Annotated in this window: 21 protein-coding genes and 2 tRNA genes; 21 read left to right on the forward strand and 2 right to left on the reverse strand. The window is 66.7% G+C overall.

The window, feature by feature from the left end; genetic code table 11:
* Window positions 1-26 precede the first annotated feature (26 nt).
* From uvrA to AB0P11_RS04640, 10 genes are all read left to right on the forward strand, one after another.
* Entirely contained in the window at window positions 27-2915 is a 2889-nt protein-coding gene (gene uvrA, locus AB0P11_RS04595) for an excinuclease ABC subunit UvrA (RefSeq protein ID WP_053096663.1), read from the forward strand.
* The gene (gene uvrC / locus AB0P11_RS04600) at window positions 2915-4828 is read left to right on the forward strand and encodes an excinuclease ABC subunit UvrC (protein WP_053096661.1); all 1914 of its coding nucleotides are present in this window, start codon (window positions 2915-2917) and stop codon (window positions 4826-4828) included. The genes uvrA and uvrC overlap by 1 nt, the downstream gene beginning before the upstream one ends.
* A gap of 30 nt (window positions 4829-4858) precedes the next feature.
* Entirely contained in the window at window positions 4859-5731 is an 873-nt protein-coding gene (rapZ, locus tag AB0P11_RS04605; protein ID WP_053096659.1) for an RNase adapter RapZ, read from the forward strand.
* Window positions 5732-5799: 68 nt separating this feature from the next.
* A complete protein-coding gene (whiA, locus tag AB0P11_RS04610; protein ID WP_042540784.1) occupies window positions 5800-6777 on the forward strand; it encodes a DNA-binding protein WhiA in 978 nt (325 codons plus the stop codon).
* Window positions 6778-6964: 187 nt separating this feature from the next.
* Window positions 6965-7591: a superoxide dismutase gene (locus AB0P11_RS04615; protein WP_042540783.1), complete on the forward strand. Its 627-nt coding sequence runs from the start codon at window positions 6965-6967 to the stop codon at window positions 7589-7591.
* 115 nt (window positions 7592-7706) lie between these two features.
* Window positions 7707-8717 carry a type I glyceraldehyde-3-phosphate dehydrogenase gene (gap, locus tag AB0P11_RS04620; protein WP_053096657.1) on the forward strand — a complete coding sequence of 337 codons (1011 nt, stop codon included), beginning with the start codon at window positions 7707-7709 and terminating at the stop codon, window positions 8715-8717.
* Window positions 8718-8727: 10 nt separating this feature from the next.
* Window positions 8728-9942: a phosphoglycerate kinase gene (locus AB0P11_RS04625; RefSeq protein WP_187249801.1), complete on the forward strand. Its 1215-nt coding sequence runs from the start codon at window positions 8728-8730 to the stop codon at window positions 9940-9942.
* A complete protein-coding gene (gene tpiA, locus AB0P11_RS04630) occupies window positions 9933-10724 on the forward strand; it encodes a triose-phosphate isomerase (protein WP_053096653.1) in 792 nt (263 codons plus the stop codon). Before AB0P11_RS04625 ends, tpiA begins: the two co-directional genes overlap by 10 nt.
* A gap of 81 nt (window positions 10725-10805) precedes the next feature.
* Window positions 10806-11054, forward strand: coding sequence for a preprotein translocase subunit SecG (gene secG / locus AB0P11_RS04635; protein ID WP_053096652.1), 249 nt, complete (start codon window positions 10806-10808; stop codon window positions 11052-11054).
* A complete protein-coding gene (locus AB0P11_RS04640; protein ID WP_042540778.1) occupies window positions 11054-11407 on the forward strand; it encodes an RNA polymerase-binding protein RbpA in 354 nt (117 codons plus the stop codon). Before secG ends, AB0P11_RS04640 begins: the two co-directional genes overlap by 1 nt.
* A gap of 73 nt (window positions 11408-11480) precedes the next feature.
* Here the strand turns inward: AB0P11_RS04640 and AB0P11_RS04645 are convergent, their stop codons facing one another.
* Window positions 11481-12683: a hypothetical protein gene (locus AB0P11_RS04645; protein ID WP_363520134.1), complete on the reverse strand. Its 1203-nt coding sequence runs from the start codon at window positions 12681-12683 to the stop codon at window positions 11481-11483.
* A 112-nt stretch (window positions 12684-12795) separates the two neighbouring features.
* A tRNA-Gly gene (locus AB0P11_RS04650) sits at window positions 12796-12869 on the reverse strand.
* Between the two features lie 109 nt (window positions 12870-12978).
* Here AB0P11_RS04650 and AB0P11_RS04655 point away from each other — a divergent pair.
* The 11 genes from AB0P11_RS04655 to AB0P11_RS04705 all read left to right on the forward strand — a co-directional run bounded on the left by AB0P11_RS04655 (window position 12979) and on the right by AB0P11_RS04705 (window position 22917).
* A tRNA-Pro gene (locus AB0P11_RS04655) sits at window positions 12979-13052 on the forward strand.
* Window positions 13053-13114: 62 nt separating this feature from the next.
* The gene (tig, locus tag AB0P11_RS04660) at window positions 13115-14635 is read left to right on the forward strand and encodes a trigger factor (RefSeq protein WP_056278929.1); all 1521 of its coding nucleotides are present in this window, start codon (window positions 13115-13117) and stop codon (window positions 14633-14635) included.
* A 66-nt stretch (window positions 14636-14701) separates the two neighbouring features.
* On the forward strand, window positions 14702-15211 hold the full coding sequence (locus AB0P11_RS04665; RefSeq protein ID WP_315985294.1) for a tetratricopeptide repeat protein: 510 nt from the start codon (window positions 14702-14704) through the stop codon (window positions 15209-15211).
* Window positions 15212-15292: 81 nt separating this feature from the next.
* Window positions 15293-15889, forward strand: coding sequence for an ATP-dependent Clp protease proteolytic subunit (locus AB0P11_RS04670; RefSeq protein WP_053096644.1), 597 nt, complete (start codon window positions 15293-15295; stop codon window positions 15887-15889).
* Between the two features lie 20 nt (window positions 15890-15909).
* On the forward strand, window positions 15910-16551 hold the full coding sequence (locus AB0P11_RS04675) for an ATP-dependent Clp protease proteolytic subunit (RefSeq protein WP_042540774.1): 642 nt from the start codon (window positions 15910-15912) through the stop codon (window positions 16549-16551).
* A 157-nt stretch (window positions 16552-16708) separates the two neighbouring features.
* Window positions 16709-17644, forward strand: coding sequence for a sugar-binding domain-containing protein (locus AB0P11_RS04680; protein WP_056278928.1), 936 nt, complete (start codon window positions 16709-16711; stop codon window positions 17642-17644).
* The gene (gene deoC, locus AB0P11_RS04685; RefSeq protein ID WP_072591429.1) at window positions 17641-18642 is read left to right on the forward strand and encodes a deoxyribose-phosphate aldolase; all 1002 of its coding nucleotides are present in this window, start codon (window positions 17641-17643) and stop codon (window positions 18640-18642) included. Before AB0P11_RS04680 ends, deoC begins: the two co-directional genes overlap by 4 nt.
* A 10-nt stretch (window positions 18643-18652) precedes the next feature.
* Complete coding sequence (locus AB0P11_RS04690; RefSeq protein ID WP_053096638.1) at window positions 18653-20095, forward strand: aldehyde dehydrogenase family protein; 1443 nt, start codon at window positions 18653-18655, stop codon at window positions 20093-20095.
* Window positions 20092-20943, forward strand: a complete 852-nt coding sequence (locus tag AB0P11_RS04695) for an aldehyde dehydrogenase family protein (RefSeq protein ID WP_053096636.1) — start codon at window positions 20092-20094, stop codon at window positions 20941-20943. Before AB0P11_RS04690 ends, AB0P11_RS04695 begins: the two co-directional genes overlap by 4 nt.
* 172 nt (window positions 20944-21115) lie before the next feature.
* Window positions 21116-22384: an ATP-dependent Clp protease ATP-binding subunit ClpX gene (clpX, locus tag AB0P11_RS04700; RefSeq protein ID WP_053096617.1), complete on the forward strand. Its 1269-nt coding sequence runs from the start codon at window positions 21116-21118 to the stop codon at window positions 22382-22384.
* Window positions 22381-22917: an NUDIX hydrolase gene (locus AB0P11_RS04705; protein ID WP_056278925.1), complete on the forward strand. Its 537-nt coding sequence runs from the start codon at window positions 22381-22383 to the stop codon at window positions 22915-22917. Before clpX ends, AB0P11_RS04705 begins: the two co-directional genes overlap by 4 nt.
* Window position 22918: the final 1 nt, after the last annotated feature.

Consider the following 22918-nt stretch of genomic DNA (forward strand, 5'->3'; position numbering starts at 1 on the left):
TCGGTGGCCACTCGTAGACTTGATCAGTGCCTATCGTCCCGGTTGCAACCCCAGGAAAACTCAGTGTCCGCGGTGCCCGCGTACACAATCTCAAGAACGTCGACATCGACATCCCACGCGACTCCCTCGTCGTGTTCACCGGCCTGTCCGGATCGGGAAAGTCCAGTCTGGCCTTCGACACGATCTTCGCTGAAGGACAGCGTCGCTACGTCGAGTCGCTGAGCGCGTACGCGCGTCAGTTCCTCGGTCAGGTCGACCGACCGGACGTCGACTTCATCGAGGGCCTCAGCCCTGCGGTGTCTATCGACCAGAAGTCGACCAACCGCAACCCGCGGTCCACGGTCGGAACCATCACCGAGATCTACGACTACATGCGTCTGCTGTGGGCGCGGATCGGGATTCCGCACTGCCCCGAGTGCGGTGCGCGCATCCAACGTCAGACCGTCCAGCAGATCGCCGACCAGCTCATGGAGCTGCCCGAGCGCACCCGCTACCAGATCGTCGCGCCCATCGTCTCGCAGAAGAAGGGCGAGTTCGTCGACCTGTTCCGCGAGCTGGGGGCCAAGGGCTACTCGCGCGCGATCGTCGACGGCGACCTCATCCAGCTCGCCGAGCCGCCCACGCTCAAGAAGAGCTACAAGCATGACATCGCCGTCGTCGTCGACCGCCTCGTCGCGGCAGACGACATCCTCGGTCGAGTCACGGACTCGGTCGAGACCGCGCTCGGGCTCGCCGGCGGCGTGGTGCAGATCAACTACGTCGACGCAGAGGGCGACGACGCGTGGCAGTCCTTCTCCGAGAAGCTCGCCTGCCCGAACGGCCACGCGCTCACCCTCACCGAGATCGAACCACGCACGTTCTCGTTCAACGCGCCCTTCGGTGCCTGTCCGGCCTGCTCGGGTCTCGGCACCCGCATGTCCGTCGACATCGACCTGATGCTCGGCGACGAGGAGCTCTCCATCCGCGAGGGCGCGATCATCCCGTGGACCACTCAGGGCAAGGGGCTCTTCCAGTACTACGAGCGGCTGCTCGAGGGATTGGCCGACGACCTCAACTTCTCTCTCGACACCCCGTGGCAGGATCTGCGCGTCGACGTTCAGGACGCGATCCTGCGCGGCGACAACTACAAGGTCACCGTCAAGTTCAAGAACCGCTATGGGCGCGAGATGCGCTATGCATCGGGGTTCGAAGGCGTCGTGCCGTACATCGAGCGGCAGTACGCCCAGGCCGAGTCCGACACGCAGCGCTCGCGCTGGGGCGAGTACCTCCGCGAGGTCCCCTGCCCGGTGTGCGACGGCAACCGACTCAAGCCCGAGGTGCTCGCGGTGCAGGTGCACGGGCATTCGATCGCCGAGGTGTCGCACCTGAGCCTTGCCGACGCGCGGTCGTTCATGGAGACCCTCACCCTCACCGATCGTGAGGCGAAGATCGCGGCTCAGGTGCTGCGTGAGATCCGCCTGCGACTCGACTTCCTCCTGCAGGTCGGGCTCTCCTACCTCAACCTCAGCCGGTCCGCCGGGTCGCTCTCCGGTGGAGAAGCGCAGCGCATCCGGCTGGCGACGCAGATCGGCTCCGGGCTCACCGGCGTCCTCTACGTCCTCGACGAGCCGTCGATCGGTCTGCACCAGCGTGACAACCGTCGTCTGATCGACACCCTTCTGAAACTTCGCGACCTCGGGAACACGCTCATCGTCGTCGAGCACGACGAAGAGACGATCGAAGCCGCTGACTGGGTCGTCGACATCGGACCGGGTGCCGGCGTGAACGGTGGAGAGGTCGTGCATTCCGGTCCGTATTCGGCTCTGTTGAATGAGCCGAACTCGATGACGGGCGAATACCTCTCGGGTGCGCGCGAGATCCCCACTCCGGCGAAGCGTCGCAAGCTCGACAAGAAACGCATGCTGAGCGTGGTCGGCGCCCGCGAGAACAACCTCAAGAACGTCAGCGTGAACTTCCCGCTGGGCGTTCTCACGGCGGTGACCGGCGTGTCGGGTTCGGGCAAGTCGTCGCTCGTCAACGACATCCTGTACCAGGTGCTGGCCTCGCGGCTCAACGGCGCCCGCACGGTTCCCGGAAAGCACACGCGTGTGTCAGGGCTCGACAACCTCGACAAGGTCGTGCACGTCGATCAGGCACCGATCGGCCGCACGCCGCGGTCCAACCCGGCCACCTACACCGGCGTGTTCGACCGCATCCGCTCGCTGTTCAGCGAGACCCCCGAGGCGAAGGTCCGTGGCTATCAGCCAGGGCGATTCAGCTTCAACGTCAAGGGCGGTCGCTGCGAGGCGTGCTCGGGCGACGGCACGATCAAGATCGAGATGAACTTCCTGCCCGACGTGTACGTCGACTGCGAGGTCTGCCACGGCAAGCGCTACAACCGCGACACGCTGTCGGTGCACTACAAGGGCAAGAACATCGCCGAGGTCCTCGAGATGCCGATCGCGGAAGCGGCCGAGTTCTTCGAGCCCATTCAGGCGATCCACCGCTACATGAAGACCCTCGTCGACGTCGGGCTCGGGTATGTGCGCCTCGGTCAGTCGGCGACGACTCTCTCCGGCGGCGAGGCTCAGCGCGTCAAGTTGGCCACCGAGCTCCAGCGGCGCAGCAACGGTCGCAGCATCTACGTCCTCGACGAGCCGACCACCGGTCTGCACTTCGAGGACGTGCGCAAGCTCCTCGAGGTACTGAACGGACTCGTCGACAAGGGCAACACGGTGATCGTCATCGAGCACAACCTCGATGTGATCAAGTCCGCGGACTGGGTGATCGACCTCGGGCCCGAGGGCGGCTCGGGCGGCGGCGAGATCCTGGCGACCGGCACTCCCGAGCAGATCGCGCGAGTCGAGGACAGCCACACGGGTCAGTTCCTCGCCGAGATCCTGGGTGAGGGGCGCTCTGCGCGGAAGGCCAGCTGATGGCCGACGTCCTGCCGTACAAGCCGCGGGCTGGTGAGATCCCCACCAACCCCGGCGTGTACCGCTTCCGCGATGCTGATGGACGCGTGCTGTACGTCGGCAAGGCCAAGAACCTGCGCCAGCGACTGTCGAACTACTTCGCTCCGCTGCGCACGCTCCACGAACGCACGCGGCGGATGGTCACCACGGCGTCGTCCGTCGAGTGGACCGTCGTCTCGACGGACGTGGACTCGCTTCAGCTGGAGTACATGTGGATCAAGGAGTTCGATCCGCCCTTCAACGTCCGCTACAAGGACGACAAGTCCTACCCGTTCATGGCCGTGACCCTGGGTGATGAGGCGCCGCGCGTGATCGTGACCAGGAACCGCAAGATTCCCGGTGCCCGATACTTCGGTCCTTATCCCAAGGTCTGGGCGGTGCACGAGACGATCGACCTGATGGTCAAGGCATTCCCGATCCGCACCTGCAGCGACTCCAGCTACAAACGCGCGATGCAGACCGGCCGGCCGTGCTTTCCCGGGCAGATCGGCAAGTGCGGCGGGCCGTGCTCGATGACGGTGACGATCGAGGAGCACCGTGCCATGGTCGACGACTTCGTCGCCTTCATGGCGGGCGGCGATGAGCGCTTCACCCGAGAGCTGACCAAGCGGATGCTGGCGGCGTCGGCCGCGATGGATTACGAGGCCGCCGCCAGATACCGTGACAAGCTCACCGCGATCGAGGCCGTGCTCGGCAAGAGCGCGCTCGTGCTCGCGACCGACGAGGATGCCGACCTCTTCGGCATCGCGGAAGACGAGCTGGCCGCCGCCGTGCAGCACTTCGTGATCCGCGGCGGGCGCGTCCGCGGTGTTCGCGCGATGACGATCGAGAAGGAGATCGACATCTCGACAGCCGATCTCGTCGACCAGGTGCTGCAGCGCGCGTACGGCGATGCGCAGGATGTGCCCCGGCGGATCATCGTGCCGACCCTTCCCGACGACGCGGCCGAGCTCGAGGTCTGGCTGCGCGAGCGGCGAGGCAAGAAGGTCGAGATCGCCATCGCCCAACGGGGGCAACGCGCTGATCTCATGCGCACGGCGACCCTCAACGCGCAGCAGGCCCTGATCAGGTACAAGACCCGTCGTACGAGCGACTACGTCGCACGAACCCAGGCTCTGACCGATCTGCAGGAGGCGTTGGGGATGTCGGAGGCGCCGCTTCGCATCGAGTGCTTCGACATCTCGCACCTCGGTGGCACGAACGTCGTCGCCTCGATGGTGGTCTTCGAAGATGGACTTCCCCGCAAAGACCAGTACCGGTCGTTCAACATCGCCGAGACCACCGACGATACGGACTCGATGTACCAGGTGCTGCGTCGTCGACTCGCCTACCTCGATCGTCCGGAAGAGATCGATGAGCCCGCATCCGCAGCGGTCCCCGTGGAGGCGGGAGACGAGTCCGAGGACGTCGTCGTGGAGGTCAAGCGCAAACCGCGCTTCGCCTATCCGCCTCAGCTGCTGCTGGTCGACGGTGGACAGCCCCAGGTCGAAGCGGCGGCACGTGCACTGCGAGACGCCGGGCACACCGAGATCGCCGTGTGCGGCATCGCCAAACGGCTCGAGGAGATCTGGCTCCCGGGGGAGGACTTCCCGGTGATCCTGCCGCGCACCAGCGAGTCGCTCTACCTGCTGCAGCGGCTGAGAGACGAGGCCCACCGGTTCGCGATCACGCACCAGCGCAAACGACGCAAGAATGACATCACATCGATCCTGGCCGAGGTGCCAGGCCTCGGCTCCTCGAGGATCAAGGTCCTCCTGAAGCACTTCGGCTCCGTCACCGCGCTGCGCTCCGCGCCTCTGGAGGCGATCCAGGAGGTGCAGGGGATCGGTCCTGTCCTCGCACAGAACATCCATACGCATCTCTCCACTCGCTAGGCTGGAGCCAGCGGGGGAGAAGGAGTAACCATGACTGACGGGGACAAAGGCGAGTTCCTCATCGTCACGGGCATGTCGGGCGCAGGGCGCACGACGGTAGCCAACGCACTCGAGGACCTCGGCTGGTACGTGGTCGACAACCTGCCGCCGCAGATCCTCCGACCGCTGCTCGACCTCACGGACATGGGCGGTGACGCTCTGCCGAAGGTCGCAGCGGTGGTCGACGTTCGCGGGCGCAACCTCTTCGACGACTTCCCGGGCGTCGCGAGGGCGCTGAGATCGCGTGGTTCCGTCCGCGTGCTGTTCCTGGACGCGTCGGACGATGTGCTCGTGCGTCGGTTCGAGGCGGTTCGCCGACCCCACCCGCTGCAGGGGGACGGCACTCTGCTCGACGGCATCCGCGTCGAGCGCCAGCGACTGGCGCCGATCCGCGAGTCGGCCGATCTCGTGGTCGACACCTCCGCACTCAACATCCATCAGCTCGCCACCCAGGTCTCCGACCTCTTCTCGGAAGCGGGGGCAGCGAGGCATCGTGTGACGCTCATGAGCTTCGGTTTCAAGTACGGTCTTCCGACCGACGTCGACCTGGTCGCGGACATGCGCTTCCTCCCGAACCCGTTCTGGAACGAAGAGCTGCGGGGCCTGACCGGTCAGGACGAGTCCGTCAGGGACTACGTGCTGTCACGCGAGGGCGCCGCAGAGTTCCTCGATTCGTATTCGGCGGCACTCACTCCGGTGCTCGAGGGGTATCAGCGCGAGAACAAGAGCCATTCGACCGTCGCGATCGGCTGCACCGGCGGAAAGCACCGCTCCGTGGCCATGGCGGAGGAGCTGGCCCGTCGGCTCGCCTCCGTGCCGGGAGTGGCCGTCAACGTGCGCCACCGGGACCTCGGCAGGGAATAGCAAGAGCCTCCGTCAGAGTAGGCTGGAGGTTTGCGCCGCGATCCGGCGCGTGAGCGTAGAGGAGTGTCGTGGCACTAACGACCGACGTCAAGGCTGAGCTGGTCAGCATCCGTAATGCACCCCCGACGGTGCGTGTCGCGGAGGTCACCTCGATCCTCCGGTTCGCCGGCGGACTGCACTCCATCGCCGGGCGGGTCGCCGTCGAGGCGGAGGTGGATGCCGAGATCCTCGCGCAGCGTGTCGCGCGCGACCTCGCCGAGATCTACGGGGTCCGACCGGAGATCGCACAGGTGCAGTCGAGCACGGCGAATGACGGCGCGCGATGGGCTGTCCGGGTCATCGCCTCGGGGGAGACCCTCGCACGCCAGACCGGTCTGCTCGACCAGCGTCGGCGTCCGGTCCGCGGACTCCCCAACCGTCTCACCACTGGCTCTCGCGCTGAAGTGGCCGGTCTCTGGCGGGGTGCGTTCCTCGCCGCGGGAACGCTGAGCGAACCCGGCCGATCGGCCATGCTCGAGGTCGCCTGCCCGTCATCCGAGGCCGCCATGGCACTCGTGGGCGCGGCGCATCGCCTGGGTGTCGCCGCCAAGGCGCGCGAGGTGCGAGGCATGCCGCGCGTCGTCGTGCGTGAGGGCGAGGCGATCCGCACCATCCTCAGCGAGATGGGTGCTCAGAAGACCGCGGTCGCCTGGGAGGAGATGCGCCAGCGTCGCGAGGTGCGTGCGGGCGTCAACCGTCTCGTCAACTTCGACGATGCCAACCTCCGTCGCTCCGCGCAGGCCGCCGTCGCCGCCTGCGCGCGCGTCGAGCGGGCCCTGGAGATCCTCGCCGACGAGGTGCCCGACCACCTCAAGGTCGCGGGCGAGCTGCGTCTCGCGCACCGCGACGCGAGCCTCGACGAGCTGGGTCACCACGCTGATCCGCCCATGACCAAGGACGCCGTCGCCGGCCGCATCCGCCGTCTTCTGGCGATGGCGGACAAGCGTGCCCAGCAGGAGGGCATCCCGGGAACGGAAGCAGCCGTGCCCGCGGGTCTCGACGTCTGACCACAGCGAACGACATCAGCGAGGCGATCCCTGTCAAGGGGTCGCCTCGCTTCGTCATATGGGGGAAGGATCAGGGTCGGCGACGCGTTGTCGTCACTAGGATGAGTTACGTCCGCTCTACGTCGCACATCGGCGGCGCAGAGGATCGGCAAGCGCCGCGGCGCGGCGCGGATTGGATGAAAGCGACATGGCGACCTACACGCTCCCCGACCTTCCCTACGACTTCGCAGCCCTCGAGCCGCACATCAGCGGCAAGATCATGGAGCTGCACCATGACAAGCACCACGCGACCTACGTCGCCGGCGCCAACACCGCCCTCGAGCAGCTCGCCGAGGCGCGCGACAGCGGCAACCTGGCGAACGTGAACAAGCTCGAGAAGGACCTCGCGTTCAACCTCGGCGGTCACGTCAACCACTCCATCTTCTGGACCAACCTCTCGCCGACCGGCGGCGGACAGCCCGAGGGCGAGCTCAAGGCAGCCATCGACGAGTTCTTCGGTTCCTTCGAGAAGTTCCAGGCGCACTTCACCGCGAACGCCCTCGGAATCCAGGGCTCCGGATGGTCCGTCCTCAGCTGGGACTCGATCGGCCAGCGCTTGATCATCCAGCAGCTGTTCGACCAGCAGTCGAACACGGCACAGGGCACCGTGCCGCTGTTCCAGCTCGACATGTGGGAGCACGCCTTCTACCTCGACTACCTCAACGTCAAGGCCGACTACGTGAAGGCCGCGTGGAACATCGCCAACTGGGAGAACGTCGCCCAGCGCTTCGAGGTCGCCCGCGAGAAGACGAACGGCCTGCTGGTACTGTCGTAATCGGGTCGCGTCCCGACGGGCCAAGTCTCGTCGGGACGCCATCTCAGCCAAAAACCCCCGCGCACCGCGCACGCACGATTGCTGCGCACAGCGCACGAGAAACAGGGAGACCTGAGTGTCTGTCAAGATCGGTATCAACGGCTTCGGCCGTATCGGACGCAACTACTTCCGCGCGGCTCTCGCGCAGGGAGCGGACATCGAGATCGTCGCTGTCAACGACCTCACCGACAACAAGACCCTTGCCCACCTTCTGAAGTACGACTCCGTGGGCGGCGTCCTCGATGCTGACATCAGCTACGACGACGAGAGCATCACGGTCAACGGCAAGGCCATCAAGGCGTTCGCCGAGCGCGACCCCGCCGGCCTCCCGTGGGGCGAGCTGGGCGTCGACATCGTCATCGAGTCGACCGGCTTCTTCACCAAGGCCGAGCTGGCCAAGAAGCACATCGAGGCAGGGGCCAAGAAGGTCCTCATCTCGGCTCCCGGCACCGGCGTCGACGGCACGTTCGTCATGGGCGTGAACGAGGACACGTACAACCCGGAGACGGATCACATCATCTCCAACGCCTCCTGCACGACCAACTGCCTCGCCCCGCTGGCACAGGTCTTCAACGACGCCTTCGGCATCGACCGTGGCTTCATGATGACGGCTCACGCCTACACGGCAGACCAGAACCTGCAGGACGGTCCGCACAGCGACCTGCGTCGTGCACGCGCCGCAGCGATCAACATCACCCCGGCGTCGACCGGTGCCGCGAAGGCGATCGGCGAGGTTCTGCCCGAGCTCCAGGGCAAGCTGAGCGGCTCGTCGTACCGCGTTCCGGTTCCCACCGGCTCGATCGTCGACCTCACGCTGATCACCGACCGCGAGAACCTCACGGTCGAAGAGGTCAACGAGGCGTACAAGAAGGCTGCTGCCGACGGACGCCTCGCCGGTTTCCTGCAGTACAACGAAGACCAGATCGTGTCGAGCGACATCGTGCACAACCCGCACTCGTCGATCTTCGACGCCACGCTGACCAACGTCAGCGGCAACCTGGTCAAGGTCTCCAGCTGGTACGACAACGAGTGGGGCTACTCCAACCGTCTCGTCGACCTGACCGAGTACGTGGCAGAGCGTCTCTGAGACATCTCCCATGACTCTGCGCACCCTGGATTCACTGGGTTCGCTCGAGGGCAAGCGCGTCATCGTCCGTTGTGATCTCAACGTCCCCCTGCGGGATGGGATCATCACGGACGATGGCCGTGTCCGCGCCTCGTTGCCTACCCTCAACGCACTGATCAACGCGGGCGCCCGCGTCATCGTGTGCTCGCACCTCGGCCGCCCCGACGGTGCGCCCGACCCGCAGTACAGTCTCGCGCCGGTCGCCCAGCGGCTGTCCGAGCTGCTCGGCAAGCCGGTGGCGTTCGCTCGCGACACCGTCGGCGAGTCGGCGCAGGAGGCCGTGGCCTCGCTCGAGGACGGCGGCATCGTCGTCATCGAGAACCTGCGGTTCAACCCGGGGGAGACCTCGAAGGACGACGCCGAGCGCGGCGCCTTCGCGGCTCAGCTGGCAGAGCTCGGAGACGTCCTCGTCTCCGACGGCTTCGGTGTCGTGCACCGCAAGCAGGCGAGCGTCTACGACCTCGCCGAGCTGCTGCCGTCGGCCGCCGGTCTACTCATCGCAGCCGAGCTGGACGTGCTCGACCGTCTCACCGAGAACCCCGAGCGCCCGTACGCGGTCGTCCTCGGCGGGTCGAAGGTCAGCGACAAGCTCGGAGTCATCTCGCACCTGCTGCCGCGCGTGGATCGCATCCTCGTGGGCGGCGGCATGCTGTTCACCTTCCTGAAGGCGCAGGGCCACGCGGTGGCGTCCAGCCTCCTCGAAGAGGACCAGCTCGAGACGGTCCGCGGCTACATCGCCGAGGCCGAGAAGCGCGGTGTGGAGCTGGTGCTCCCGACCGATGTCGTCGTCGCATCCTCGTTCTCCGCTGATGCGGAGCACGAGGTCACCGCCGCCGACGCCATCGAGAGCACCGCGTTCGGCTCCTCCGGCATCGGCCTGGACATCGGCCCGGAGACGGCTGCGCGGTTCGCGGAGGTCATCCGTGGGTCGAAGACGGTGTTCTGGAACGGCCCGATGGGCGTGTTCGAGTTCCCGGCCTTCGCCGGCGGCACCAAGGCCGTTGCGCAGGCGCTCACCGAGGTCGACGGCCTCAGCGTCGTAGGCGGCGGAGACTCGGCCGCGGCCGTGCGTCAGCTCGGCTTCACCGACGACCAGTTCGGTCACATCTCGACCGGCGGCGGCGCAAGCCTCGAGTTCCTCGAGGGCAAGAAACTACCCGGCCTGGAGGTGCTCGGATGGGTGTGAACACCCGTACCCCGCTGATCGCGGGAAACTGGAAGATGAATCTCGACCACCTGCAGGCGGTCGCCTTCGTGCAGAAGCTGCACTGGACGCTCAAGGACGCCAAGCACGAGGACGGCTCGGTCGAGGTTGCGGTCTTCCCTCCCTTCACCGACATCCGCAGCGTGCAGACGCTCATCGACGCCGACAAGATCCCGTTCGCCCTCGGCGCGCAGGACCTCTCGGCTCACGACTCCGGCGCCTACACCGGGGAGATCTCGGGAGCCTTCCTGGCGAAGCTCGATGCGAAGTACGTGATCATCGGTCACTCGGAGCGCCGTGAATACCACGCGGAGTCCGATGACGTCGTCGCGGCCAAGACGAAGGCCGCGCTGAAGCACGGTCTGTCGCCCGTCATCTGCGTCGGGGAGACGGCTGAGGACCTCGAGAAGTTCGGGGCCAGCGCAGTGCCCGCGGGGCAGCTCGAGGCCGCTCTCCAGGGTCTGTCGAAGGATGCGGACATCGTCGTGGCGTACGAGCCGGTCTGGGCCATCGGCTCCGGGCAGGCAGCGACGCCGCAGCAGGCCCAGGATGTCTGCGCTGCGCTGCGCACGGTGATCGCCAAGGTTCTCGGTGACGACGCTGCGGCGCGCACCCGGATCCTGTACGGCGGATCGGTCAAGGCGGCCAACATCGCCAGCTTCATGCGCGAGCCTGATGTCGATGGCGCACTCGTCGGAGGCGCGAGCCTCGTGGTCGACGAGTTCGCGGCGATCATCCGCTTCGAGAAGCACGTCGGCGTGTGAGTGTGGCGGGGCTCCGGCCCCGCCGCACCGTATACTTGACCGTTACCGGGGCAATCCTGCCCCAGCGAAAGGCTCTTCCTCGTGGAAATTCTCGAGTTCGTCCTGCAGGTGGTGCTGGGCATAACCAGCGTCCTGCTGACTCTCCTCATCCTCCTCCACAAGGGTCGCGGTGGCGGCCTCTCCGACATGTTCGGTGGAGGCATGACGTCAGCTGTCGGCTCGTCGGGTCTCGCTGAGCGCAATCTCAATCGCTTCACGGTCATCCTCGCTCTGGCGTGGTTCGTGTCGATCGTGGCGCTCGGTCTCATCACGAAGTTCGAGGTGATCTGATGGCTACCGGCGGCAACGCGATCCGAGGGACCCGAGTGGGTTCCGGCCCCATGGGCGAGCAGGACCACGGCTACCACGCCGACCGCATCGCGGTCTCGTACTGGGACGGTCTCGGCAACGAGACGGTCCGCTACTTCGCCGCGGGGCTCCCTGAAGAGGAGATTCCCGAGACGATCGACCACCCGCAGTCCGGTCTTCCGGCGGGTCGCGACAAGGCCAACCCGCCTGCCCTCGCGAAGCCGGAGCCCTACAAGACGCATCTCGCGTATGTGAAGGAGCGTCGCACCGACGCAGAAGCCGTCCAGCTTCTCGAAGATGCGCTCACCCAGCTGCGTGAGCGTCGGGGTCAGTGACCTCGATCTGATCTCCTGACAGAAGCCGCCGCGATCCGATCGCGGCGGCTTCTCTCGTACCAGGCGGACGTGCTCACCGGCACCCGTACGCGGCGTCGATGTAGGACTGAGGCGGGTAGCCGTACGCCCAGACGCCGTTGGCATCGTCGGTGAAGCCCATGCTGATCGCCCACGCCGTGGCCCACTTCTCGATGCTGTCCTGCGTCGACGAGTCGTACATGTCCTCGCACTTCACGCTGATCGCGTGGCCGACCTCGTGGGCGATGAGAGCCTTGCTCCGGTCCGCCGGCCACTGCTCGGCGACCGAGTTCGACAGCTCGATGGCGGCGCGGTCGGGATCGTCCCACCACCAGGTCGTGAGGCCTCCCATGCTGCCGTTGGAACCGGCGTTGTTGACGATCTGGTTCCAGTCGAACTCGAGCAGCACCCCGGGTGCGAGCGACCGGGCGAACGCCTCGATCTCGAGGCGATCGCCCTGCAGCGGTCCCGCCTTCTCGGCGAGTTCGGCCTGTTCGGTCGCCACGACCTGTCCTGCGGCGTCCTGCATGGACACCAGTGATTCGACCGCCGTCACATCGAGGAGCATGGTGTCGGGTACTCGCGACGCCGCATCGCGCAGGGCGATGACGGCGTCGTTCTTGGCCGACAGGTGTGCCGACTCGAAAGCCGGGGCTGCGTCGGCCGCCGAGCGCAGGAGGGCCACGCCGGCCTCGGTCACTTCGGCACTGGCGGCGGTCATCGCAGGTGTCGCCGCGTTGAGGTCGGCAGCCAGCTCGTCCAGGTCGCCGGCGTCGACGGCGAGCTGATCGGATGCTGCGAAGAGCTCCCAGAACGCCGACGGCTTGGAATCCGCCGAAGGCAGCGGTTCGGTGAGCAGTTCCTCCGCCGGGCCGGCGGCTTCTTCGGCATCCGTCGACGCCGTCGTGAGCGCGTCCCTCGCGGAGGGCACAGTGAGAACGCCGGTATCGGCCGTCTTCAGCAGATCAGCGACATCGATGACGGACGTGAGCGTGTCGAGCTCCTGCTGGACCGTCGTCGCGCTGTCGCGAGCCGAGGCCGCTGCTGCGTCGAACTCGGCGCGTGCTCCGTCGTATCCGAGGTTGGCGGTGACCTGGAGCACGCCGACGGCCGCCGCGACCAGGACTCCCGCAGCGCCCAGCATGAACCCGATGCGCCGTCCTCGGCGATTCGGTGCTGCGCCGTCGGTGCTGGCGAAGTGCGGGGGGAGTGCGTGGCCTCCGGCGGGGGAGGTGGCCACGTCGACGGATGCAGTCATGCGGGGGACCTCCGTGGGGAACCGGCTCATGATGACTCTAATCAGTGAGCCGTCCGGTGCGAGAACCCCCGGGGACGAGAAAGGCCCCCGCATCGCGGGGGCCTTTCTCGAGTGGAGGGGCTGACGAGAATCGAACTCGCATCATCTGTTTGGAAGACAGAGGCTTTACCACTAAGCTACAGCCCCGTTGTCAGCTGCATCCGGGAGGACTGTGCCGACTCATCGATCATAGCGGACTGACGGAGGTGCTCGTGTCCGTTAGACTCGGTGGGGCTGAATCTGCATGCGGATTCCCCGGGGCGTAGCTCAGTTTGGTAGAGCGCCCGCTTTGGGAGCGGGAGGTCGCAGGTTCAACTCCTGTCGCCCCGACATGGCTTCAACGGCCTGACAGCCGCGATTCAGCGCGGAAATCACAAGGAGAGCACACCAGAATGGCGAACAGCACCGTCGAGAAGCTGACCCCGACCCGGGTCAAGCTCAGCATCACGGTCACCCCTGACGACCTCAAGCCCAGCATCGCGCACGCCTACGAGCACATCGCTCAGGACGTCCAGATCCCCGGCTTCCGCAAGGGCAAGGTCCCCGCTCCGATCATCGATCAGCGCATCGGTCGTGGCGCGGTCATCGAGCACGCGGTCAACGAGGGCCTCGACAAGTTCTTCCGCGACGCGACCGTCGAGCACAAGCTCCGCGTCGTCGGACGTCCGGCCGCCGACATCACCCAGTGGCCGAACGAGAAGGACTTCTCGGGCGACCTCCTGGTCGACATCGAGGTGGACGTGCGTCCCGAGATCGAGGTCCCGGCATTCGACGGCATCACCCTGACGGTCGACGCCGTCGAGGCCGACGACGCCGCGCTCGACGCAGAGCTCGAGAACCTGCGCGCGCGCTTCGGAACGCTCGTTCCCGTCGACCGTCCCGCCGCGAAGGGCGACTTCGTCGAGCTCGACCTGGTCGCCACGATCGACGGTGCGGAGATCGACCGCGCCGAGGGCGTCTCCTACGAGGTCGGCTCGGGTGAGCTGCTCGAGGGCATCGACGACGCGATCGAATCCCTCACCGCCGGTGAGGACACCACGTTCCGCTCTGCGCTCGTGGGCGGCGACCACGCTGGCTCCGAGGCTGAGGTCTCCGTCACCGTCAAGGCGGTCAAGGAGCGCGAGCTCCCCGAGGCCGATGACGACTTCGCGCAGATCGCGAGCGAGTTCGACACGATCGCCGAGCTCCGCGCGAGCCTCGCCGAGCGCGTCTCGCAGCAGGGCGTCTTCACTCAGGGCTCCGCGGCTCGCGACAAGCTCGTCGAGACGCTGCTCGAGCAGATCGAGATCCCCGTGCCGCCGAAGCTCATCGAGGACGAGGTGCACAACCACCTCGAGGGTGAGAACCGCCTCGAGGACGACGTGCACCGCGCCGAGGTCACCGAGGCCAGCGAGAAGCAGTTCCGCACGCAGGTTCTGCTCGACACGATCGCCGAGCAGGCTGACGTGCAGGTCTCGCAGGAGGAGCTCTCGCAGTACCTCATCCAGTCCGCCTCGCAGTACGGCATGGCTCCCCAGGAGTTCGTCGAGGCTCTGCAGTCGTCGAACCAGCTTCCGGCGCTCGTCGGAGAGGTCGCCCGCAACAAGGCCCTCGCGATCGCCCTGGGCAAGGTCAAGGTCGTCGACACCAACGGCAAGCCCGTCGATCTGTCCGACTTCGTCGTGACCGACGACGAGGCCGAGTCCGAGACGGCTGCCGACGAGAAGCCGGCCAAGAAGGCTCCCGCGAAGAAGGCTGCCGCGAAGAAGGCCGACGACGCCGACGCCGCTGAGAAGCCGGCAGCGAAGAAGCCCGCTGCGAAGAAGGCGCCCGCGAAGAAGGCCGACGACGCGGAGGCCGCCGAGAAGCCCGCCGCGAAGAAGCCCGCAGCCAAGAAGGCTCCGGCCAAGAAGGCTGCCGACAAGGCGGAGTGATCGGACACGATCTCATGAGGGGCGGATGCTGCGGCATCCGCCCCTTTCGCGTCAGTGGGAGAGCAGATGAACGAGGAGACCATGAAGACCTGGGACGAACGCATCGACGAGGTGTGGGACGACGCGTCCGGCGAAGAGGTCGGAGACCAGACGATCGCCCGGATCGACGCGCTGGCCGCCGAGCGCGGCGTCGATGACGCCCGTGCGGAGTTCGAGCGCGCTGGGGCGCGTGATTCGGCCGGCCGCCCCGCCGAGGCCGTCGAACTCTACCGGCGTGCGCTCGCACTGGGTCTCGACGACGAGCACCGCCCGCAGTGCGTGATCCAGCTGGCGAGTTCACTGCGCAATCTGGGCGAGTACGACGATGCCCTCGCCGTCATCCGTGCGGAGGAGGAGCTCTCGGCGGACGGCCCCTACCGGGATGCCGTGGCGACGGTCCACGCGCTGATCCTGGCGAGTTCCGGACGCCCGGCGCGGGGCCTGTCGGTCGCTCTCCTCGCACTCGTGCCGCACCTGCCGCGGTACCACCGCTCGATGACCGCGTACGCACACGAGATCGCGGAACTCGACGCCTGATATGCCGACGGCGAACACGGCCTGAGCGCTGCGTTGTCGCCGGTAGATTCGAATCACTGAAACACGGAATCAGGAGCTGACATGGCTGCAGAACCCCTCCTCGCTACGAGCGTCTTCGACCGACTGTTGAAAGACCGCATCATCTGGCTGGGATCGGAGGTGCGCGACGACAATGCGAACGAGATCTGCGCGAAGATCCTCCTTCTCGCCGCAGAGGACTCCGAGAAGGACATCTACCTCTACATCAACTCGCCCGGTGGATCGATCACCGCGGGCATGGCGATCTACGACACGATGCAGTTCGTCCCGAACGACATCGTCACCGTGGGCATCGGCATGGCCGCATCGATGGGTCAGCTTCTGCTGACCGCGGGCACGAAGGGCAAGCGCTACATCACGCCCAACGCCCGCGTGCTGCTGCACCAGCCGCACGGTGGCTTCGGCGGAACGTCGAGCGACATCCAGACGCAGGCGCAGCTGATCACCTCGATGAAGAACCGCCTCGCCGAGATCACCGCGGCGCAGACCGGCAAGTCGGTCGAGCAGATCAACGAAGACGGTGACCGCGACCGCTGGTTCACCGCCGACGAGGCGCTCGAGTACGGCTTCGTCGATCACATCCGCGACTCGGCCACCGACGTCATCGGTGGCGGCGGAACCGACCAGGACATCAAGTAACGGAAAGCGAAAGGACTCTCATGTACGCACCCACCTTCCGCTCTGCCGGCGATCTGCCCTCCAGCCGCTACGTGCTTCCTCAGTTCGAGGAGCGCACGGCATACGGCTTCAAGCGCCAGGACCCCTACAACAAGCTGTTCGAAGATCGAGTGATCTTCCTCGGCGTCCAGGTCGACGATGCGTCGGCCGACGACGTGATGGCGCAGCTGCTCGTTCTCGAGAGCCAGGACTCCGAGCGTGACATCACCATGTACATCAACTCGCCCGGTGGTTCGTTCACCGCGATGACGGCGATCTACGACACGATGCAGTACGTCGCTCCGCAGATCCAGACCGTGGTGCTCGGCCAGGCGGCTTCGGCCGCATCGGTGCTGCTCGCAGGCGGTCACCCCGGCAAGCGCCTGGCTCTGCCCAACGCCCGTGTGCTCATGCACCAGCCGGCGATGGGCGAGGCGGGGCACGGCCAGGCATCCGACATCGAGATCCAGGCGGCCGAGATCCTGCGCATGCGCACCTGGCTCGAGGAGACCATGGCTCGTCACACGGGCAAGTCGGTCGAGCAGGTCAACCGCGACATCGACCGTGACAAGATCCTGTCCGCCGCTGAGGCGCTGGACTACGGCATCGTCGACCAGGTGCTCACCTCGCGCAAGCGCATGTGATCGCATATACATGGTGAGAGGACGTCGGCCCTTCAGGGTCGGCGTCCTTTCGTCGTCTCCGGCGAATGTGCGAACACTGGAAGCGTCAGTGCTCATATGAGCATCAAGGTGCGCGAACGGTGCTACGGACGTATGCTGGAGACGGAAGGAGGATGCCATGGAAGAAGAACTGATCATGGTCCGCGTCGCCGAGCTGTACTACGACGAGGACAAGACGCAGGACGAGATCGGCGCCCTCCTCAAGCTGTCCCGCTGGAAGGTGGGGCGCCTTCTCACACAGGCCAGAGAGCGTGGCATCGTCCGCATCGAGATCGTGCACCCGCGTGCGCGCCGACTCGGACTCGAGCGCCAGCTCGTCGAACGCCATGGCCTCACGGCTGCCGTCGTCGTTCCCTCCCCGGACGGCGATGACGGGACCCTCGAGCGGGTCGCCCAGGCCGCGGCCGACTACCTCACTGCGATGCGGCCGGTGCCCCGCACCCTCGGCGTCAGCTGGGGGCGTACGTTGCGCGCCGTCGCAGAGTCGCTGCCCGAAGGATGGGCGACCGGCGTCACCGTCGTGCAGCTCAACGGGGGAGTGAGCCTCAACCGCCGTTCGGGCGGAGCCGCGGGCCTCGCCGTCACCATCGCCCAGCGTGCATCCGGACACGTGTCCCTCCTGCCGAGCCCGGCGATCCTCGAACGCGTCGAGACCAAGCAGGCGATCGAAGCCGACCGCACCGTCGCGGCCGTCCTCGTCGAAGCGGCCGAAGCGCAGGCTTTCCTGTTCACCGCGGGGCCCTGCGATGCGACCTCCGCGCATGTCGAGAACGGCTACCTCTCGGCATCCGATGTCGAAGAGCTCGCGCGCCGTGGTGCCGTGGGCGACGTCCTCGGGCGGTACATCGACGCCGACGGCAACATCGTCGACCCGCAGCTCGACGCCCGGACGGTCGGAGTCGACCTCGGGCGCCTGCGCGCCGCGAAGCGCTCGATCTTCGTCACCGCCGGTGACGCCAAGCATGACATCGCGCGCACAGTCGTGACCAGCGGCCTGTGCAGCGTTCTGGTGACAGATGAGACCACAGCACGAGCATTGTTGGAGGAACGATGACGACCCAAGAACTCAGCCGCAGATCGGCGGTGGACGTTCTCGGCGGTGAGCCGGATGACGCCACGCTCCGCCGGTTCCTGCACGGACTCCCGGGGGTCGACGCCGTCGGCCTGGAGCAGCGCGCGGCCGCACTCGGCACGCGTTCGATCAAGACCACGTCGAAGGCCTGGGCACTCGACACGATCATCAAGCTGATCGACCTCACCACCCTCGAAGGCTCCGACACCCCCGGTAAGGTGCGCTCGCTGGTCGCCAAGGCGAAGAATCCGGATGCCGCCGACCCGACGACCCCCCGGGTCGCCGCCGTCTGCGTGTACGGCGACATGGTCGGCGACGCGGTCGAGGCGCTCGGCGCTCTGCACGGCGATCCGGATGACGGACTCATCTCGGTCGCCGCGGTCGCCACCGCGTTCCCCAGCGGACGTTCCTCGCTGGCCATCAAGCTGGCCGACACCGCCGAAGCGGTCGCGGCCGGCGCCGACGAGATCGACATGGTCATCGACCGAGGAGCGTTCCTCTCGGGCCGATACGGACTCGTGTACGACCAGATCGCCCAGGTGAAAGAGGCATGCCGTCGTGCCGACGGTTCATACGCCTCGCTCAAGGTGATCCTCGAGACCGGCGAGCTCAACACCTACGACAACATCAAGCGCGCATCGTGGCTCGGCATCCTCGCCGGTGGCGACTTCATCAAGACCTCCACCGGGAAGGTGCAGCCGGCGGCGACGCTGCCGACGACGCTGCTCATGCTCGAGACAGTGCGCGACTGGCACCGGGGTACGGGAGAGCGCATCGGAGTCAAGCCCGCCGGCGGGATCCGCGCGTCGAAGGATGCGGTGAAGTACCTCGTGACGGTCGCCGAGACCGTGGGGGAGGAATGGCTCCAGCCGCACCTGTTCCGCTTCGGCGCCTCGAGCCTGCTGAACGACGTGCTGCTGCAGCGCCAGAAGCTCACCACCGGCCACTACTCCGGCCCCGACTACGTCACGATCGACTAGGAGCCCGCATATGTCATTCCTGGAATACGCTCCGGCACCGGAGTCGAAAGCAGTACTCAACCTCAAGGACAGCTACGGACTGTTCATCGACGGCGAGTTCGTCGACGGATCGGGCTCGAGCTTCGCGACGATCTCGCCGGCTGACGAGAGCCACATCGCCGAGATCGCCTCGGCGAGCGACGCGGACGTCGACCGGGCGGTCGCCGCCGCGCGTCGCGCCTACGAGAAGACCTGGTCGAAGATGAGCGGCCGCGATCGCGGCAAGTACCTCTTCCGCATCGCACGTCTCGTGCAGGAGCGGGCTCGCGAGCTCGCGGTCGCCGAGAGCCTCGACAACGGGAAGCCGATCAAGGAGAGCCGCGATGTCGACGTGCCTCTCGTCGCCTCCTGGTTCTTCTACTACGCGGGGTGGGCTGACAAGCTCGACTACGCCGGACTCGGCGCCAACCCGCGTGCGCTCGGCGTGGCCGGGCAGATCATCCCCTGGAACTTCCCGCTGCTGATGCTCGCGTGGAAGCTCGCTCCTGCTCTGGCGGCAGGCAACACCGTGGTGCTCAAGCCTGCGGAGACCACGCCGCTGACGGCGCTGATCTTCGCAGAGATCCTGCAGCAGGCGGATCTGCCGGCCGGTGTCGTCAACATCATCACGGGTGCCGGTTCCACGGGGGCCACGCTCGTGCGTCACCCCGACGTCGACAAGGTCGCCTTCACGGGTTCGACCGGTGTCGGCCGCGACATCGCACGGGCCGTCGCGGGGACCGACAAGAAGGTCACGCTCGAGCTCGGCGGCAAGGCCGCCAACATCGTGTTCGATGACGCGCCGATCGACCAGGCCGTCGAGGGCATCGTGAACGGCATCTTCTTCAATCAGGGGCATGTGTGCTGCGCCGGAAGCCGACTGCTCGTGCAGGAGTCGATCCATGACGAGGTCATCGATCGCCTGAAGAGCCGCCTGTCGACGCTGCGCCTCGGCGACCCGCTCGACAAGAACACCGACATCGGCGCGATCAACTCGGCGGCACAGCTCGCCCGCATCCGTGAGCTGAGCGACATCGGCGAGGCCGAGGGCGCAGAGCGCTGGACCGCGGACTGCGCGATCCCCGACAAGGGGTTCTGGTTCGCTCCGACGATCTTCACCGGTGTCGAGGCGTCGCATCGCATCGCCCGCGACGAGGTCTTCGGGCCCGTCCTGTCGGTGCTGACGTTCCGTACGCCGGCCGAGGCGATCGCCAAGGCGAACAACACGCCGTACGGCCTCTCCGCCGGCATCTGGTCGGACAAGGGCTCGCGCATCCTCGCGGTCGCCGACCGTCTGCGTGCCGGTGTCATCTGGGCGAACACGTTCAACCGATTCGACCCGTCGAGTCCGTTCGGCGGCTACAAGGAGTCCGGATACGGCCGTGAAGGCGGACGTCAGGGTCTCACCGCATACCTGAAGGGGGCCTCCGCATGAGCAAGCGATTGACCGTTCCGAAGACTTACAAGCTGGCGATCGGCGGCGCCTTCCCGCGCAGCGAGTCCGGCCGCACCTACGAGGTGCTGTCGGCGAAGGGGGCATTCCTCGCGAACGCCGCCCAGGGCTCGCGCAAGGACGCACGGGATGCCGTCGTGGCCGCACGTGCCGCCGTGAAGGGGTGGTCCGGCGCCACCGCATACAACCGCGGGCAGGTGCTGTACCGGGTCGCCGAGGTCCTCGAGGGTCGCCGCGCGCAGTTCATCGACGAGATCGCCGCGCAGGAGGGCGTCTCCACGTCCGCCGCCGCCGCGCAGGTCGACGAGGCGATCGACCTCTGGGTCTGGTACGCCGGCTGGTGCGACAAGTACGCGCAGGTCGCGGGCAACGCGAACCCGGTCTCGGGTCCGTACTTCAACATCTCGGTGCCGGAGCCGACCGGCGTGGTCGCGATCGTCGCACCGCAGGACTCCGCGCTGCTCGGTCTTGTCTCGGTCGTGGCTCCTGCGCTCGTCGCAGGCAACACGGTCGTCGTGATCGCGAGCGAGCGGTTCCCGCTGTCGGCCATCAGTCTCGCTGAGGTGCTCGCCACGAGCGATGTGCCCGGGGGCGTCGTCAACGTGCTCACCGGGTCTCCCGCCGAGATGGCGCCCTGGCTCGCCTCGCACCAGGACGTCAATGCGCTCGATCTGGCCGGTGCCGGCGATCTCGAGTGGATCGACATGCAGATCGCCGCCGCCGAGACGCTCAAGCGCGTGCTGACTCCCGGCGCGGTCACCGCGTCTCCGGAGCGCATCGGCGCCTTCACCGAGGTCAAGACCGTCTGGCACACCAAGAGCCTCGTCTGACGTTCGAGCATCACGAAGCCCGTCTCCCCGCACCGAGGAGGCGGGCTTCGTCGTGCAGACGCGGACGGGCGATACGGACTCGAGATGTACGACGCCGCGCCAATGCGTCCCGGTGTCGGATGCAGCGGTTAGGCTCAGTAGACGATCTCAGGATCCCCCTAGGAGGACGCGCATGGCCCGTATCGGCGAAAGCGCTGACCTGTTCAAGTGCTCATTCTGCGGAAAGAGCCAGAAGCAGGTGCAGCAGCTCATCGCAGGACCCGGTGTGTACATCTGCGACGAGTGCGTCGAGCTGTGCAACGAGATCATCGAGGAGCGGATGGCCGAGTCCTCCGCCGACGGCACGGCGGACTTCGAACTCCCCAAGCCGCGCGAGATCTTCTCTTTCCTCGAGGAGTACGTCGTCGGACAGGAGCCAGCCAAGAAGGCGCTGGCCGTCGCGGTGTACAACCACTACAAGCGGATCCGCGCGCACGGCACCCTCCAGACGGCCGAGCAGAAGGCCGAGAGCGTCGAGATCGCGAAGAGCAACATCCTGCTCATCGGGCCGACCGGATGCGGCAAGACCTACCTCGCCCAGACCCTCGCGAAGAAGCTCAACGTGCCGTTCGCTGTCGCGGACGCCACGGCGCTCACCGAGGCCGGCTACGTCGGCGAGGATGTCGAGAACATCCTGCTCAAGCTCATCCAGGCGGCGGACTACGACGTCAAGCGCGCAGAGCAGGGCATCATCTACATCGACGAGGTCGACAAGATCGCCCGCAAGGCGGAGAACCCCTCGATCACCCGCGATGTCTCAGGTGAGGGCGTCCAGCAGGCCCTGCTGAAGATCATCGAGGGAACGGTCGCATCGGTGCCCCCGCAGGGCGGGCGCAAGCACCCGCACCAGGAGTTCCTCCAGATCGACACGTCCAACGTGCTGTTCATCGTCGCGGGCGCTTTCGCGGGCCTCGAGGACATCGTGTCGGCACGCGTCGGCAAGCACGGAATCGGCTTCGGTGCTCCGCTGCACGACAAGGGCAAGGACCTCGACCTGTTCAGCGAGGTGCTTCCGGAGGACCTGCACAAGTTCGGTCTGATCCCCGAGTTCATCGGTCGTCTTCCGGTCGTGACATCGGTGTCTCCGCTCGACCAGGATGCGCTCATCGACATCCTCACGGGTCCGCGCAACGCACTCGTCAAGCAGTACCAGCGCATGTTCGAGCTCGACGGCGTTCAGCTCGAATTCGAAGAGGGCGCGCTCCGTTCGATCGCCGACCTCGCCGTCGAGCGCAAGACCGGCGCTCGCGGACTGCGGGCCATCCTCGAAGACGTGCTCGGTCCGATCATGTTCGAGATCCCCTCGGCCGAAGACGTCGCCAAGGTCATCGTCACCCAGGCGGCCGTCGACGAGGGCGCTCCGCCGACGATCGTGATGGAGCGCAAGCGCAAGAGCGCGTGAGTTCCGCTCCCTCGCCCTGGCGGGTGGTCGACAGCAAGCTGGTGCATGCAGACCGCTGGATCCGCGTGCGCGCGGATGACTGCGTCGACGAGCGAGGACACTCGATCGCTCCGTACTACGTGCTCGAATACGGCGACTGGATCTCGGTGCTCGCCGTCGATCGGGATGGCCACGCGATCGTTGTCGACGAGTATCGCCATGGTGCAGGAATCGTCGCGGTCGGGACGATCGGTGGCGGTCTGGAGGCCGGCGAGTCACCGGAAGCGGCCGCCATCCGCGAGCTGCGCGAGGAGACCGGGTACGAGCCCGACGAGATGATCGACCTCGGTCCCACCTGGGCCAACTTCGGCAGCCACACCAACCGGGTGCATCACTTCCTCGCGCGGGGCTGCGTGCGAGTCACCGAGCAGTCGCTCGATGAGAGCGAGGCGATCGCCGTGCACGTCGTGTCTCTCGACGGCCTCGGCGATCACCTCGCGCAGAGCTACCACCAGCTCACCTGGTACAAGGCGATGGAGCTGCTCGACCGCTGAG

Origin of the sequence: Microbacterium sp. NPDC079176 (assembly GCF_040686675.1) — a bacterium.
Classification (GTDB): Bacteria; Actinomycetota; Actinomycetes; order Actinomycetales; family Microbacteriaceae; genus Microbacterium.